Origin of the sequence: Pediococcus parvulus (assembly GCF_007990205.1) — a bacterium.
Taxonomy (GTDB): domain Bacteria; phylum Bacillota; class Bacilli; order Lactobacillales; family Lactobacillaceae; genus Pediococcus; species Pediococcus parvulus.
This window is the reverse complement of sequence record NZ_BJWE01000003.1, coordinates 50,930-67,207: the sequence shown is the minus strand read 5'-3', so window position 1 is coordinate 67,207 and position 16,278 is coordinate 50,930. Positions and strand designations below refer to the sequence as shown.

General features: G+C 38.5%; 15 protein-coding genes and 1 other annotated feature. Of the genes, 1 reads left to right on the top strand and 14 read right to left on the bottom strand.

What is annotated here, in order from left to right; genetic code table 11:
• Position 1: 1 nt before the first annotated feature.
• The 4 genes from PPA04_RS01690 to hisS form a co-directional block, all read right to left on the bottom strand.
• Positions 2–880, bottom strand: coding sequence for a YitT family protein (locus tag PPA04_RS01690; RefSeq protein ID WP_057782721.1), 879 nt, complete (start codon positions 878–880; stop codon positions 2–4).
• 9 nt (positions 881–889) lie between these two features.
• On the bottom strand, positions 890–1,420 hold the full coding sequence (gene msrA, locus PPA04_RS01685; RefSeq protein WP_057782719.1) for a peptide-methionine (S)-S-oxide reductase MsrA: 531 nt from the start codon (positions 1,418–1,420) through the stop codon (positions 890–892).
• Between the two features lie 150 nt (positions 1,421–1,570).
• Positions 1,571–3,370 carry an aspartate--tRNA ligase gene (aspS, locus tag PPA04_RS01680; RefSeq protein WP_057782716.1) on the bottom strand — a complete coding sequence of 600 codons (1,800 nt, stop codon included), beginning with the start codon at positions 3,368–3,370 and terminating at the stop codon, positions 1,571–1,573.
• A 12-nt stretch (positions 3,371–3,382) separates the two neighbouring features.
• Positions 3,383–4,675, bottom strand: a complete 1,293-nt coding sequence (hisS, locus tag PPA04_RS01675; RefSeq protein ID WP_057782714.1) for a histidine--tRNA ligase — start codon at positions 4,673–4,675, stop codon at positions 3,383–3,385.
• 61 nt (positions 4,676–4,736) lie between these two features.
• Positions 4,737–4,918, bottom strand: a binding site (T-box leader).
• Between the two features lie 125 nt (positions 4,919–5,043).
• Here hisS and PPA04_RS01670 point away from each other — a divergent pair.
• Positions 5,044–5,904, top strand: coding sequence for an N-acetylmuramoyl-L-alanine amidase family protein (locus PPA04_RS01670; RefSeq protein WP_057782712.1), 861 nt, complete (start codon positions 5,044–5,046; stop codon positions 5,902–5,904).
• A 6-nt stretch (positions 5,905–5,910) separates the two neighbouring features.
• Here the strand turns inward: PPA04_RS01670 and PPA04_RS01665 are convergent, their stop codons facing one another.
• The 10 genes from PPA04_RS01665 to lepA all read right to left on the bottom strand — a co-directional run bounded on the left by PPA04_RS01665 (position 5,911) and on the right by lepA (position 16,192).
• Positions 5,911–6,534 (bottom strand): HAD-IA family hydrolase, encoded by a 624-nt coding sequence (locus PPA04_RS01665; RefSeq protein ID WP_057782710.1) that lies wholly within the window; start codon positions 6,532–6,534, stop codon positions 5,911–5,913.
• 15 nt (positions 6,535–6,549) lie between these two features.
• A complete protein-coding gene (gene dtd, locus PPA04_RS01660) occupies positions 6,550–6,996 on the bottom strand; it encodes a D-aminoacyl-tRNA deacylase (RefSeq protein WP_057782708.1) in 447 nt (148 codons plus the stop codon).
• A gap of 103 nt (positions 6,997–7,099) precedes the next feature.
• Positions 7,100–9,334 carry a RelA/SpoT family protein gene (locus PPA04_RS01655; RefSeq protein ID WP_057782706.1) on the bottom strand — a complete coding sequence of 745 codons (2,235 nt, stop codon included), beginning with the start codon at positions 9,332–9,334 and terminating at the stop codon, positions 7,100–7,102.
• A 37-nt stretch (positions 9,335–9,371) separates the two neighbouring features.
• Positions 9,372–9,698 carry a hypothetical protein gene (locus tag PPA04_RS01650; protein ID WP_057782704.1) on the bottom strand — a complete coding sequence of 109 codons (327 nt, stop codon included), beginning with the start codon at positions 9,696–9,698 and terminating at the stop codon, positions 9,372–9,374.
• Between the two features lie 43 nt (positions 9,699–9,741).
• Entirely contained in the window at positions 9,742–10,485 is a 744-nt protein-coding gene (locus PPA04_RS01645; protein ID WP_057782702.1) for a 16S rRNA (uracil(1498)-N(3))-methyltransferase, read from the bottom strand.
• Positions 10,486–10,550: 65 nt separating this feature from the next.
• Positions 10,551–11,501, bottom strand: coding sequence for a 50S ribosomal protein L11 methyltransferase (gene prmA / locus PPA04_RS01640; protein ID WP_057782700.1), 951 nt, complete (start codon positions 11,499–11,501; stop codon positions 10,551–10,553).
• 21 nt (positions 11,502–11,522) lie between these two features.
• Positions 11,523–12,161 carry a DNA-3-methyladenine glycosylase gene (locus PPA04_RS01635; RefSeq protein WP_057782698.1) on the bottom strand — a complete coding sequence of 213 codons (639 nt, stop codon included), beginning with the start codon at positions 12,159–12,161 and terminating at the stop codon, positions 11,523–11,525.
• Positions 12,162–12,294: 133 nt separating this feature from the next.
• Positions 12,295–13,614 (bottom strand): uracil-xanthine permease family protein, encoded by a 1,320-nt coding sequence (locus PPA04_RS01630; RefSeq protein ID WP_057782696.1) that lies wholly within the window; start codon positions 13,612–13,614, stop codon positions 12,295–12,297.
• Between the two features lie 237 nt (positions 13,615–13,851).
• Entirely contained in the window at positions 13,852–14,184 is a 333-nt protein-coding gene (locus tag PPA04_RS01625; protein ID WP_057782754.1) for a hypothetical protein, read from the bottom strand.
• A 166-nt stretch (positions 14,185–14,350) separates the two neighbouring features.
• Positions 14,351–16,192 carry a translation elongation factor 4 gene (gene lepA / locus PPA04_RS01620; RefSeq protein ID WP_057782751.1) on the bottom strand — a complete coding sequence of 614 codons (1,842 nt, stop codon included), beginning with the start codon at positions 16,190–16,192 and terminating at the stop codon, positions 14,351–14,353.
• Positions 16,193–16,278: the final 86 nt, after the last annotated feature.

Below are 16,278 nucleotides of genomic sequence, written 5' to 3'. Positions count from 1 at the left end.
TTTATAGTGACGGCTCATAGAAATGCCCTAAAATTTTGACACTCCCAGAAATGCTTACAAACGCTTTCGGGTCTGACTCCTTCATCGCCATTTCCAGTTCACTCATTTCATACCGTGAAATAATAGTAAACAGGATGGTTTTTTGATGATGATTGTAGGCACCTTCAGCTCCGTGAACAATTGTAATACCTCGCCGAATATGGTTTTGCACACTATCAATCACGCTCTTCGGCCTATCCGTGACAATCATCACTTGCATGCGTTGTTGCCTAGTATACGTCATGTCCATAATTTTGGCATTTACAATTAAACCAATGGCGGAATAAAATGCGTATGGCCAACCATAAACGTATCCTGCTGCACAAACAATAAATGCATTAAACACCATATTAATGGTCCCAATACTTTTTCCTGTTCGTTTTCGTAAAACCATTCCTAAAATATCTAGACCACCAGTTGACAGTCCATTTTTTAAGGCTAGCCCTGTACCATAACCGTTTACTGCTCCACCAAAAATAGCGCAAATGATTGGATCCGTAGTCAACGTCATGGGATGCAACACTTTAATCATAATACTTGCAAGACCAACCGATAAAATCGTAAATAAAGTGAATCGATGACCAATCTGAGCCCATGCTAAGAAAAACAGCGGAACGTTTAAGACAAAAAGCATAAGCGCTGTCGATAGACTAAAAGGCAGATAGCGACCACTTAGTGTCGAAACTAACTGCGCAAAACCGGTAATTCCTGAAGCATAGATCTTACCTGGGGTCCAAAAGAAGTTCATCGCGATTGAAACTAAAATTGCATAAATAAAAGCAGTTCCAGCTAAGGCAGTGTATTGATGTCGTTTGGCAATCTTTTTAAACTGTTTATCCATGAAAAGTCATTAATTCTCCTTTTCCCAATGAGCTTTTTTGAAAGTGTCTCGGCCACCAGCCTCTTCCTGTGCGTATCTTTCAGGATTTTTTCGATAGAAATCCTGATGATAATCTTCTGCAGGATAAAATGGAGCCACATCTTCAATTTTGGTCACAATTGGATCGTCAAACTGTTCACTTACTGCAAGTGCATCCCGTGATTGTTCTGCAATTCGGCGTTGCTCTGGACTATTCACAAAGATAACTGGTCGATAATTATCTCCCCGATCTTGAAATTGGCCCATAGCATCGGTTGGATCTGTTTGTTGCCAGTAAATTTGAACTAACTGTTGATAAGACATAATTTCAGGATCAAATGTAATCTTAACTGCCTCAGTATGGCCAGTTGTATGCGAGCTAACCTCTTCATAGGTGGGATTCACAGTGTGACCACCTGTATAACCAGAAACTACCTTTTTAATGCCTAGCAACGAGTCAAATGGTTGAACCATGCACCAAAAACATCCACCCGCAAAAATTGCTGTTTCTTCTTTACTCATTATTCAACATCTCCATTTTTACAAAATTAACTTCAAGCTACATTCAGCTTATATAGTATCATAACCCACTTTTGTTTTCTGATTTTTTGATTAAATAATTAAAATCAGCTGGTAATCTTAAGCATTACTCAGCTGATCAAAATTTATAATCTATTTATTTTCGTTATTTTCATCATTTTCATTTACTGAAAATAGATGTAATTCTTGTAGTTGTTTCTCAGCTACTGGTCGTGGTGCAGAAGTCATTGGCTCAACGGCTTTTGAATTCTTAGGAAAGGCAATAACATCGCGAATATTATCACGTTTAGCTAGCAAACGTGCAAAACGATCCAAACCAATTGCAAGGCCACCATGTGGTGGAAAACCAGTATCCAACGCATCCAAGAGATAACCAAAACTCTTTTCAGCCCGCTCTTTGGTAAATCCTAAGGCTTTCAGCATGCGGCCTTGAAGTTTGCGATCATGAATACGAATTGATCCACCACCAAGTTCCAAACCATTTAAAATAATGTCATAGCTTTGTGCATGCGCTTTATGAGGATCTTCATCATCGTTCATTAGATAGTGTACATCTTCTTCATTTGGCATCGTGAATGGATGGTGCGCAGGAACCCAACGTCCATCCCCTTCGTCATATTCAAACAATGGCCAGTCTACGACCCACAGATAGGCAAATTTGTCGTCTGGAATCATATTCTGCTCTTTTGCAATTGTAACCCGCAAATATGCCAAAGTATCTGCCACAACTTTGATACGGTCAGCAACAAATAATAGTAAATCACCATTCTTAGCTTCGGTGGCATTTAAAATCTGTTCCCGAATCGCATCATCTTTAAAGAATTTAGCAATGGGGCCTGAAAAACTATCATCTGTAACTTTCAGCCAAGCTAACCCCTTTGCGCCAAACCGTTTAATATATTCGGTGTACTTGTCAATTGCCTTGCGAGAATATAAGTCAGCGCCACCAGGAACCGCAATTGCTTTAACTTGTCCACCATTCGCAACAGCCCCTGAAAAGACTTTGAATTCGGAATCTTTCATAATGTCAGAAAGATCCTTTAATTCCATTCCAAAACGAACGTCAGGTTGATCCGTTCCAAAGCGGGCCATAGATTCATTCCAACTAATTCGGTCAAAAGGTAATTTAACGTCAATATCTAAGGTGTCTTTCATGACTTTAGCAATTAAGCCTTCGGTCAAATCTTGAATCTCTTCTGCATCTAGAAAACTAGTTTCCATATCGATTTGGGTAAACTCAGGTTGACGGTCCCCGCGTAAATCTTCATCACGGAAACAACGTGCAATTTGATAATAGCGATCAAAACCTGCCCCCATTAACAACTGCTTAAATAATTGTGGTGACTGTGGCAAAGCATAGAAATGCCCAGGATAAAGTCTTGAAGGAACTAAATAATCACGGGCTCCTTCAGGCGTTGATTTCGTTAAATCTGGCGTTTCAATGTCAATAAACCCGTTTTCATCAAAGTAGCTATGAACAGCTTGGGTGATACGATTACGAATCATCAGGCCCTTTTGCATTTCAGGGCGTCGTAAGTCAAGGTATCGATATTTAAGACGTAATTCATCAGAAACGTTGATATTGTCTTGAATGTAAAATGGTGGTGTTTTCGCCTTATTTAAAATCTTTGCTTCATGGACCTCAACTTCGACTTCCCCAGTTTTCATGTTCGGATTAATTTCTTTTTCTGATCTTGGAACAACTTTCCCGTTAATTTCAATGACGTATTCGCTACGTAGCTCATCAGCGACATCTAAAGCCGTTTCAGAAAATTCCTTACTGAAAACTAACTGAACGATTCCTTCACGATCACGTAAATCAATAAAAATTAAATTACCCAGATCACGTCGCTTCTGAACCCAACCTTTTAAAACAACGTCTTGGTTCAAATATTGTTTATTCACTAAACCAGCATATGTTGTGCGTTTCATATTACCTATCTCCTATTTCTCTAAGAATTTGCCAAATAGTTTTGGAAAATTTTTATACACATCTTCAAGTTTGACTTGGTGCTCATCACCCGTGGCCATGACCTTTAAATTTACCACTTGATTAGCCAACTCGTCGTTTCCAATTGTCATCACAATTTTGGCATTCAGCCGATTAGCTGTTTTAAACTGTGCTTTAGGTTTTCGATCGAGATAATCTTGATCAGCACTAAAGCCATTTTCACGAACAGCCTCAACTATTTTTAAGGTTTCAGCCTTTGTCTCATCACCAATTCCCACAACATAAACATCTAATGAGTTAGTTTCCGGCAATGCTGCCTTTTGAGCCTGCATCAATAATAAAAGTCGCTCAACACCTAGCCCAAAACCAATTCCTGGCGTCTCTGGGCCTCCCAATTCTTCAACTAGGCCATTATACCGGCCACCAGCACAAACTGTAACGTCGCCATCTCCTAGCACCTTATCATGCGCCATAATTTCAAAAATCGTGTGATTATAATAATCTAGTCCGCGCACCATGGATGCATCTACTTCATAGGGCATATCTAAGTCATCTAAAAGTTGTTTAACAGTTTCAAAATGTTTTTTTGAATCTTCACTCAAATAATCCAAAATGGAAGGCGCATCAGCAACTAATTTTTGGTCATTCTTATCCTTGCTATCTAGTACTCGTAAAGGATTCCGGTGCAAACGTTCCTTGGAATCATCACTTAATTCATCAAAATGAGGTTCTAGATAAGCAATCAATGCTGCTCGATAAGCTTTCCTAGTTTCTTGATCACCCAAAGTATTAATCACAAGTTTGAGATTTTTAATTCCCAATTTTTTCAATAAATGCATGCCCATCGAAATGACTTCAACATCTAAATTAGGACTTTCACTACCAAATGCCTCTACACCAATTTGATGAAATTCACGAAGTCGACCTGATTGTGGTCGCTCATATCGAAACATTGGTCCCATGTAGTAAAGTTTAACTGGCTTAATTTGTTCCGGACCATAAAGCTTATTTTCAACAAAAGCTCGCACAACACCAGCAGTTCCTTCAGGACGAAGGGTGATGTGTCGATCCCCTTTATCGTGAAAATCATACATTTCCTTTGTCACAATATCAGATGTATCACCAGCACTTCGAGAAAAAACTTCAAAATTTTCAAACATTGGGGTACGAATTTCGTTAAATCGATAATTTGCAAACAATTTTTTTGCAACATCTTCAATGTAACTCCAAGCAACAGCCTCTTCAGGTAAAATGTCGGCCGTCCCTTTTGGACGTTGATATTTCATAGTAAACCCTCCTATAGATCTTAAAAAATTCTAAAAACAATAAAAAACGCCCTTGTTTTTATACAAGGGCGCTTAGGCGCGGTACCACCTTAATTAAATACTCATCTAGATAACGTCTTACAACGGAGTCTGAATATCAGACTCACCTCGAAAGTGTCTTTAGCAGATCCAAATACCCACTCACAGCAATTCTGGGTTCTCTGAAAAAGGAGACTGCTTACTATTCTTTGTCTCTGGTTTTAATATTAAACTACCATTAAAATTACTAAACTATCGGTTCGCTGTCAAGGGTTCAAAGAGAAATATCGCAATTTTCGCGTCATCTGGTATATAATAATGAAAAGAATCTGAAATACGGAGTATAAATTATGACCACTAAGTTTCGCAATCTAATCAAGCAAAATCGACTTCAACTAAGCATCATTTTAATTTTTTTAATTGCCACATTTTTTCTGACATATACGCTCTTTTCTGATAAAACAGTGCGTGTTAGTTTAGATAATGTGGTGGTTCGCACCGGACCAGCCCTTTCATATTCTAAATCTGGAATAGTTAATTCAGGAAAACGGGTCACTGTTTTAAAGAAGAAAAGTGGTTGGCTACGTGTTCGCTATAATGACGATCATTTCGGCTGGATTCCCAGCTGGCTGACCAACCGCAAATTTAATTTCAGTAAGGCCACCAATCTTTCCGAAGCAACTATTGTGTTAGATCCTGGTCACGGTGGCAATGACTCTGGTGCTCTAGGAATTAATCAAAAACATGAAGAAAAGACTTACACTTTAAAAACAGCCAAACTTGTACAAAAATCACTTGAGGCAAAAGGCGCACGTGTTTTGATGACAAGATCAACCGATGAATACGTAAGTCTGGCAGCTCGAGCAACTATGGCCAATAAACACAAAGCAAATGCCTTTATCAGCTTTCATTATGATTCTGCACCAGAAAACAACTCTGGTTCCGGTGATACCACTTACTACTACCACAAAAAAACGTCATTAAGGCTCGCCGAATTAGTGAATAGCCAGCTAAAATCAAAAATCAGTTTAAATAATCGAGGTGTCCAATTTGGGGACTTCGAAGTGATTCGTGACAATACGCAACCCGCATTGTTAATTGAGGGCGGCTATATCAACACCAGCAACGATTTTAAACAAATTAGTAGCTATCACTACCGAAAGCAAGTTGCTTCTGCAGTCACAGTTGCACTTACCCAGTTTTTTGAATAGGACTTTTTAGTTAAAAATAACCAATAATTCGGCTAGGTCTTTAATTTGTTTTTCAGGTGAACTTGTCACTTGAATAGTATGATCCGGGTCAAATAGAATTCCTTTAATACCCGCGTTATGAGCTGCCAAAATGTCGAGATTACGATCTCCAATCATGATGGCAGTTTTTTTGTTGACTTTAAACTGTTTAATTAAATAATTTAAAGAAGCTGGATTCGGTTTCCTAGGAAACTGATTGGCTCCTGTCACATACCCTGTAAATAATTCTCCGAAACCATGCATTGCTAATAATTTCTTAGCTTGATCATCTCGATGGGTAAGCAAAAAGTTACGGCCGTTCCAAAGGACGTTTTTCTGGCAGACTTCATAGGCATTTGAAAATGGTATTGCCCTGCCCAAAATTTCCGATTCATCTTTCGCATAATCTTGTTTAAGATTTGCGAGATCCAAACCATTTTTATGCGCATATTTTGCTAGCGTTTTCCCTAATGACCCTCGCCGCATGGCCTGATATAAATCAACTGCCGTCGTGTGAAGTACCTGATTTGCGGTTAAAGCCGCTTCGAAACTTTCGACCATAATTGGATAAGTATCAAACAAAGTCCCATCAAAATCCCAAAATAAATCCATGTGAAAACTCCTAACTTAAAGTTGATCCGTGTCATAAATAATGGTTACTGGCCCGTCATTTTGCAAATCAACTTGCATGTCAGCCCCAAATTCGCCAGTTTCAACTATGACACCAGCTTCTCTTAGTTTCTGATTAAATTGGTCATAACATTTCTTTGCATGTTTCGGATCCCCGGCATCCGTAAAACCAGGACGGTTACCATGCTTCGTATCTGCATAAAGTGTGAATTGAGAAACAGACAAAATGCTACCATTCACTTTTGCTAAATTTAAATTCATTTTGTGCTTTTCATCTTCAAACACACGAAGGTTAACAATTTTATGAACTAAATAATCAATTTGTTCAGTGCCATCCTTATCTTCAAAACCAACCAATAATAAATAACCAGTGTTAATTTTACCGACTGATTCTTGTTTTATGGAAACTTGTGCATGTTTAACTCGCTGTAAAACTACTCTCATTATCAATTACTCCTTTTATAAAAATTAAAACAAAAACCCTGAAGTCTAAACTAAAATCCTTAAACATAAGATTAAAGTTAAATTTCAAGGTCAGTTTGTAAGCTTAATGTGTAGGTCGCTTGACCACGTATACATCCTTCACAGTTTTTAAACTATCCATAATATGATTAAGATGATTCAAATTGCGCACACCAACTGTCAAACTGATTGTCACCATGCGATTATGATCAACTTTTCCATTTACAGAATTTAAGTAGCGTGTTGTGTTATTGACTTTTTTTAATATATCGTTCAACATGCCATTACGATTATAGCCTTCAACTTCAAGATCGGCCGCATAATTGTTATGTGCATCAGCCGTATCTTCCCATTCAACACCAATCAACCGTTCGTCCTGGGACTCAGCATGTGTCACATTTGGACAATCTTCACGATGAACCGAAACACCACGCCCTTTGGTAATATAACCCACAATCGGATCCCCTGGAACTGGATTACAGCAATGACTTAACCGAACCAAAAGGTTATCGGCCCCTTCAATAATAATACCGCTCGAGGAACTCTTCTTTTTGCGTTCCTTTTCTGAATCATGATCATTTGAAATTGTCTGGTGCTCTTCAAGGAGTTCATGTTCTTCTTGCCGTTTTCGATCTTCCTCTTGTTTAGCGCGGACATCATCAGTTAATCGATTAGCTACCCCAACCGGAGCGAGATCTCCAAAACCAACTGCAGCATATAGATCATCGACAGAACTATAGTGTAGTTTATTAGTAACTTTTTCGAGCTTCTCCGACTCTAGGACAATTAATGGATCAAAACCTGTTTGCCTAAGTTGGTGTTCAATAGCTTCGCGGCCTTTTTCGATATTTTCAGAACGGTCTTGCTGTCTAAAAAATTGCTTAATTTTATTACGTGCTCTACGAGTAGAGACTAAATTAATCCAATCGCGACTTGGTCCCGCAGAACTAGAAGAAGTTAAAATATCGACAATGTCGCCATTTTTAATTTTATAATCCAATGGCACAATCTTTCCATTGACCTTGGCACCCGTCGTATGGTTTCCAACTTCTGTATGAATCGTGTAAGCCATATCCAATGGACCGGATCCTTTGGCAAGTTCAAAGACGTCTCCCTTGGGTGTAAATGCATAAACGCGATCGCCAAAAAGATCGCCCTTTACAGAATCCATAAAATCAGCGGCATCTTTACTTTCATCCTGTAGCTCAACAATTTCTTTAAACCAATTCAGCTTTTTGCCAGTATCACTGGTTTGAACTTTATCTGTTTTACCTTCTTTATACGCCCAATGAGCTGCAACACCATATTCAGCAACTCGGTGCATTTCCTCAGTTCGAATTTGAACCTCTAGAGGTTTGCCTTCTGGACCAACAACCGTTGTGTGTAATGACTGATACATATTAGCCTTGGGCATCGCGATATAATCTTTAAAACGGCCAGGCATCGGTTTCCAGCGAGTGTGAATGGCTCCTAAAACTGCGTAGCAATCCTTAATAGAAGGAGTGATAACTCGAATAGCCAGCAGATCATAAATCTGACTAAATTGTTTGTGTTGGTCAACCATTTTTCGGTAAATAGAATAGATATGCTTAGGACGACCATAAATATCAATTTCATGTAAATTTAAAGCATCTAACGCGTCTTTAATGTCCTTAATTGCAAAAGCAATATACTCTTCGCGTTGATCGCGGCGAGAATTCATCAAATGCGCAATTCGATAATATTGTTGTGGATTTAAATACCGTAACGAAATATCCTCTAATTCCCATTTAATGGTACTAATTCCTAATCGATCGGCAAGCGGTGCATAAATTTCCAACGTTTCATTTGCAATTCGGCGTTGTTTGTCCGGGCGCAGGTGCTCCAAAGTTCGCATATTATGCAATCGATCAGCTAATTTTACAATAATGACCCGAATATCTTTTGACATCGCAAGTAGTAACTTACGATGATTTTCAGCAAGTTGTTCTTGGTTAGATTTATAGCGAATTTTACTAATCTTGGAAACGCCATCCACAATAACGGCGACATCAGAGCCAAATAACTCCTTGATGTCTCCCAAAGTAATAAGTGTATCCTCGACCGTGTCATGCAAAAAACCCGCACAAATTGTTGCCGGATCCATTTTTAGTTCAGCTAAGATCCCCGCAACTTGAATAGGATGCATAATATAAGCTTCACCAGATTGACGATATTGATCCTGATGAACATAGGTGGCAAAATCACAAGCTTTCTGAACAATCGCCACGTGATCGGCATTCATATATTTTCGACACATATTTAAAACATCTTGAGCAGAAAGAACCGGCTCTTGTGACATAAGTAAGCCCCCTTTATAATTTTTAAAACTTTAGAGATTAACTCGTTAACCCATATGCAATATAACTTGTGCTCAAATAAACAATTACAAAATAGTAAGCGTATCTTGGTAAAAACAAATGCACACCTAGTAAAAAGAAAATTGGAAATAACCACAATAACGCCCAGTGCACACGATTAGCCTTAATTAAAGATCCCAAAATTATGGCAGCTAGTGTATTAATGATCATTAAAAACCACAGATCAATAAAAACATGGGAAGCACTTGTAATATGTAAAACAAACGGTAATAAGACGCCTAAAACCACCCCGGCAACCCAATATCGCCATTTTATTTGGACAAAAAATTTTAAAGTTTTATTCAAATTCATCCCTCCACTGCTGACTTTCAAAGTATATTTCCTAATTCTACCTCATTTCCTTTAAAACGGAAATAGCAGAAAGTAAATATAATGGTGCCGTTTCTGCACGTAAAATTCGGGGTCCGAGGCCAACACTTACAAACCCCACGTCTCTTAAGGATTCGACCTCACTATTAGCTAATCCACCTTCTGGACCGAACAACACTAATGCAGTGTCATTCGGTTGCATTTTTCCAATTTGGGCGTGTAATTGTGTGTGCTCGCCATGCTTGGCAGATTCTTCATAAGCCACAATTTTAAACTTTCCCGGCCATTTAGATAAAGTTTGCAAATCATTATAATAGGTCACAGTTGGAATATAATTGCGATGTGATTGCTCTGCAGCCGACTTTGCAACTTTTTGGAGACGCTCAACTTTTCGCGTGACCTTTTTTTCTGGCCATCTAGCTACAGAAAATTCGGTTGGCAAAAAAATAAAATTTCTTGCGCCCATTTCCGTGCCCTTTTGCACAATATATTCACTTTTATCACCTTTAGAAATGCCACATGCAATCGTCACTTCTACTGGCAGTTCCGCCGATTTTTCAAGTTGATAGATAGGCATTATATGAGCCTCTTGGGGATCAATTCTTTCAATTTTCCCAATAAAAACCTCATGCTTTTTTGAAACAAATTCAGCCTGATCATTCACTTTAGCACGCATCACTCGTACCAAATGGTGAAAATTATCACCGGCTATTGAAAAAGAAACTTTTGTTTGAATCATCTGATCAGTAAAATAACGTTGCATGCCTTTACTCCTTCCCATCTTATCTATATTGATCAAAACTTTGATTAGGTTTCACTAATTTAACATCACTGATCTTCCGCCGGCTTTTTTGCTACGATTGCCCGCCAATCTTTCATTTGTAAAACTTCAATAATTTCGAAATTATCTTTTTGCAAATCATCAAGGATTAAATTTAATTTATCTTTGATAATTCCAGAAGTAATAAATAAACCACCCGGCTTCAAACATTTTTTTGCTTGTGGTACTAAAGGCTCAATGATTTCAGCCAAAATATTTGCCACAACAACATCTGCTTGTACTTGAATTCCCTCAAGTAAATCATTTGGTTTGATTTCAATATTTTTTACATCTGGATTTAGCTTTAGATTCTCCACAGCCGAATCAACCGCCACCTGATCCAAATCAAAGGCCCTAATTTTTCCTGCCCCCATTTTGCTGGCCGCAATACTTAAAACACCTGAACCAGTACCAACATCAATGAGTTCTTCGCCACCACGTAAATACATTTCCAACGCCTGCAAACACAATTGTGTTGTGGGATGGGTTCCCGTCCCGAAGGCCATACCAGGATCTAACTTTAAAATCTTTTCCTCATCGGCCGTTTTTTTGTAAGTTTCCCAATCGGGAACTACCGTTAAATAACGGGTAATTCGAACTGGATGATAATACTTTTTCCAAGCAGTTTGCCATTCCGTTTCTTCTAATGGCTTTTGCAAGACGTTTGCAGGCGCTGGGTCTAAACCAAAGCTTATAAGTTGGTCAACTTGATGTTTAATTTGTGGTAACAAGTCGTCAACTTTTATTGATTCAGGATAATACCCGGTCACTGACGCACCACTTTTGATATGAGGAATATCCGCCAAATTTAAGATTTCCCCAAATCGACCAGCGCGTAATTTTTTATAATCTTCAGCGTCTTCGATCTTAACTCCCTTGGATCCAGCCGTTTCCAAAATATTAGTAACTGCTTCTACTGCCTCATTTGAGGTTTGTACAATTATTTCTGTCCATTTCAAAGTTATCAATCTCCTTAAATGTTATTGCCAACCGTACGTTTTAAACTCAATATCACGTTTCCTCATTTTTGATACATAAGGATTCCCCGCTACGAAGTATCGTAACGGTTCAGACGTCCAAGCACCTTTATTTGGAACCCCAATCCGGCCACTCTGAATAATATGTGTCGCCGTTTTAAAGTCTTCAAGATCTAAGCTTAAGGAACCCTCATTCAAACGAGTCCCCTTTAAAGACTTAGGGATGCCAAAGGCTTGCATTAATTTTCCAGGTCCACTGGTGAGTTCAAATGGCTGTTGCACTTTTCGATTCTTACGAAATTGAGATAATCCCTCCGCAGGTTGTACGGCACGAATTAAAACACCCTGAGGATCGTCAACTTTTTGAGTAATCAAATTCAAGAGCAATTGCGTTCTCATTTGGTAAATATAAATGGTACCAGCTTCATGATAAAGTGGTTCATTTTTAGGCGTCCGGTGTCCTTGAAAAGCGTGCGCCGCTTGATCTTTAGGACCGATATATGCCTCATCTTCAACAATGTAGGCACTCAACATCCCAAGCTCGGTTTCAAAACAAATTTTTTTGCCTAATAATTTCTTAGCAATATCTGCTGTGTTTCCGCTAAGGAGAAAATGTTGAACCTGTTCAAAACTTGTTGTCATCTAAAACTCACCAATCTATACGATTAATTTATGCTACTTGTATTTTACAGCTTTAACTTCATAGAAAGCAAAAAAGAATTTAATCCTAGTAAAGGACCAAACTCTTTAGTTTTAAATTTGAATTAAAGCATCATTATTTAGCTTTTCGATCATCAAATTCTTTTTCACTAGCAGCCTTTTGTGGTAAGACCAAATTTAGTACAATTCCTAAAACTGTTGCAACGGCTAAACCTGAAAACCGATACTGTCCCAACTGCAGATAAGCATTTCCAATCCCAATAACCAAGATAGCTGAAGCAATCATGAGGTTACGTTTAATATTGAAATCTACTTTCTCATCAATTAATACCCGTAGTCCATTGGAAGCAATTGTTCCGAACAAAAGAAAACTTATTCCGCCAATTACAGGTGAAGGAATGCTTTGAATTAGGGCACTCAGTTTACCAATAAAACTAAATATAATTGCAAACATTCCGGCACCAGCCAAAACATAAACACTGTGGACTTTGGTGATTGCCAAAACACCAATATTTTCACCATAACTTGTAACAGGTGGGCCACCAACAAATCCAGCAATAAGAGATGCGGTCCCGTCACCAGCCAAAGTATGGTTTAATCCAGGATCTTCAAAGAAGTTCCGTTTAGTCAGTTTGTTGAGGACCATAATATGTCCAGTATGTTCAGTCATTGTCACAAACGCAATCGGCGCCAAACTCAAAACCGCGCCCCAATAAAAATGAAAACGATAAGTTAAGAATGGGACTTGAAATTTTGGTAATGAAAACCAAGAAGCTGCCAGAACACCGCTGAAGTCTACAATCCCGAACAAAACAGCAACCACGTAGCCTACAACAATTCCCAAAAGAATTGGAATCAAACTAATAAATCCTTTCAGGTACATGTTAAATCCAATCGTAACTAATAGTGTAATCATTGCAACCGCGAAATATCGCCAATCGTAAGTGGTTGAACCAGAAGCAAGTGTGCGCATGGTAGCGTCAGTCGCGGCCGTTCCGGCTAATGATAAGCCAATCACCATTACGATCGGGCCGACAACAATGGGTGGCAAAATTTTGTTAATCCATTCAGAACCTACAAAACTTACGATTAAGGCAACAATCAAGTATACTAACCCGACAGCCACCGTTCCTTGTGCAATACCGGGATATCCCGTTGTTTTCATTAAAGCAACCATTGGGACAATAAATGAAAAACTTGAACCCATATAAGCTGGAATCTTACCCTTTGTAATAAGTATGTATATTAGGGTGCCGACACCAGAACTAAAAAGCGCAATCCCAGGATTCAAGCCCACCAAAATAGGAACTAGAACAGTTGAGCCAAACATTGCAAACATATGTTGAATTGATAAACCAATCCAGTGTCCTAATGTTGGTCGATCATGAATATCCAAAACGACATCATCATTGTGAAACTCATTTGTTTTCGCCATTTAAAATCCTCCTAATATATTAAAACCCCTTTGAGTTGTTCGACTCAAAGGGGTTCAGAATAATAGTTAGACTTAATTTATTCTAGACTACCTTCGAAGTCTCACAGGACATCTTTAAAGGTTTCATTACAGCTAAGATACTCTTTAATTTATCGAACGTCAACTAAATTGGACAATAATCCTGCTCCACAAAAAAACGAATGACTGGCAACGTCTGCCATCACTCGTTTGTTTTGCTTACTTTGATTCTTTTTTCTCGTCAGGTTCGATTTTATTAGTCTTCAATCGACCTTTTGCCTTTTGGTTCACGTGCTGCTTCAAATACTTAATTAGATCAGATTCACGTTTAAAGATTCGAGGATGCTGCTGTTTATGCAGGCGCAAATCAATTTCGTTAATCTTAATTCGTCCTGTCCAGGTATGGGAATACTTGATAATCAAGCGATTATTCAAATCTTCTTTTCCAAACTTAAAAACATAAACACTTTCAGGAGTCATTAATGGTCTGATATAATGTTTTTCATACTTATATTTATTGGAGTTCATGAACTGTTTCGTTCGCTTTAAAATAAATAACACCTCCAAAAAATTTGCTTAAAGCCCCTTGACTCAATTCTAGTTAATCATTATATTAAGCTATTCTTCAAAAAAAGTAAACCAATTTGATGAACTTATTTAATACCCGTTGTAAGTGAATTTAATGAATTATACTTAATGACCACTCACTATTTATCTTTTAATTATTATCATTTTGTTCGGTATCTGTCTTCAAAACGGCCATGAAAGCTTCTTGCGGAATTTCCACAGTCCCTACAGCTTTCATGCGTTTTTTCCCGCGTTTCTGTTTGTCCAAAAGTTTAGCACGCCGATCAGGATCACCTGTATGAATTTTAGATGTGACATCTTTTCGATATGCCTTTATATTCGTTCGTGAAATAATTTTTACACCAATGGCAGCCTGAATTGGAATCTCAAAGTTTTGACGTGGAATAATTTTCTTCAACCGACCAGTAATTTCAATTGCACGCTGTTGGGCAAAATTACGATGAGCAATAAAACTCAACGCATCAACCTTTTTACTGTTCAAGAGAATATCGATTTTTACCAAATCACTTGGCCGATAATCTTCCAATTCGTAATCCAACGAAGCATAGCCATGTGTCCCTGACTTTAACTTATCAAAAAAGTCAAAAATAATTTCAGATAGTGGCAGGTAGTACACCACGTTTACCCGGTAGGTGTCCAAATAATCCATGGTGTCGAACACCCCTCGACGATGTTGGCATAATTCCATTACTGGACCTACATAGTCGTTAGGCACCATTATTGACGCTTTGACAAACGGTTCCTTCACATCTTTAATACTTGACGCATCAGGCATCTCAGAAGGATTTTCAACGACCAGTTCACTACCATCTGTTAATTCTACATGATAGGTAACAGATGGTGCCGTCGTAATAAGATCTAAGTTAAATTCACGTTCTAAACGCTCCTGAACAACGTCCATGTGCAAGAGACCTAAAAAACCACAACGGAAACCAAATCCTAAGGCTTGTGACGATTCAGGCTCAAACTCTAACGCTGCATCATTTAATTGTAATTTTTCAAGAGCTTCCCGTAAATCGTTAAACTTCGCATTATCGGTTGGATACAAGCCGGCATAGACCATCGGGTTCATTTCCCGGTAACCATGTAAAGCTTCCTTAGCCGGTTGTTTCACTCCTGTCACTGTGTCACCAACACGGGTATCTTTAATATCTTTGATACTAGCCGTTAAATAACCAACATCACCGGCCATCAAATAATTGCGTTTGATCGGTTTGGGTGAGTTCACCCCTACTTCCGTCACTTCGTACTCGCTACCACTATTCATTAAGCGAATATGGTCACCAGGTTTCACCATACCTTCAAACAAACGAATACTCAACACAACCCCACGGTAGTCATCGTACTTCGAATCAAAAATTAAGGCCTTCAGAGGACCATCTAATTCACCTTCAGGGGCCGGTACTTTGTCCACAATTTGTTCCAATAATTCTGAAATACCGATACCTTTCTTGGCACTCGCAAGAACAGCATCAGACGCATCTAATCCAATGACATCTTCAATTTCAGTTCGAACCCGTTCTGGATCAGCCGATGGCAAATCAATTTTATTGATAACCGGAACAATTTCCAAATCATCATCCAAGGCTAAATAGACGTTGGCTAAAGTTTGTGCTTCCACACCTTGAGCAGCGTCAACAACTAAAATGGCACCTTCACAAGCTGCCAAACTTCGTGAAACTTCGTAGGAAAAATCAACATGACCAGGAGTATCAATTAAATGAAAAATGTATGTTTCCCCATCTTTGGCTTTGTAATGCAATTCGACCGCATTTAATTTAATTGTAATTCCTCGTTCACGCTCCAAATCCATTGAATCGAGTAATTGATCTTGCATATCTCGTTTTGCAACTGTATCCGTCAATTCCAGGATTCTGTCTGCCAGAGTGGATTTCCCATGATCAATGTGGGCAACAATCGAAAAGTTTCGAATATGTTGCTGGCGATCCTTCAAATCTTTGTATTCAGGCATTTTAAATCCCACTTTCATATAACTTCATTCATCCTATTATAGCAACGTTTGAAGCCAATCTCAATTATTTCATTTTCAAACCTGTT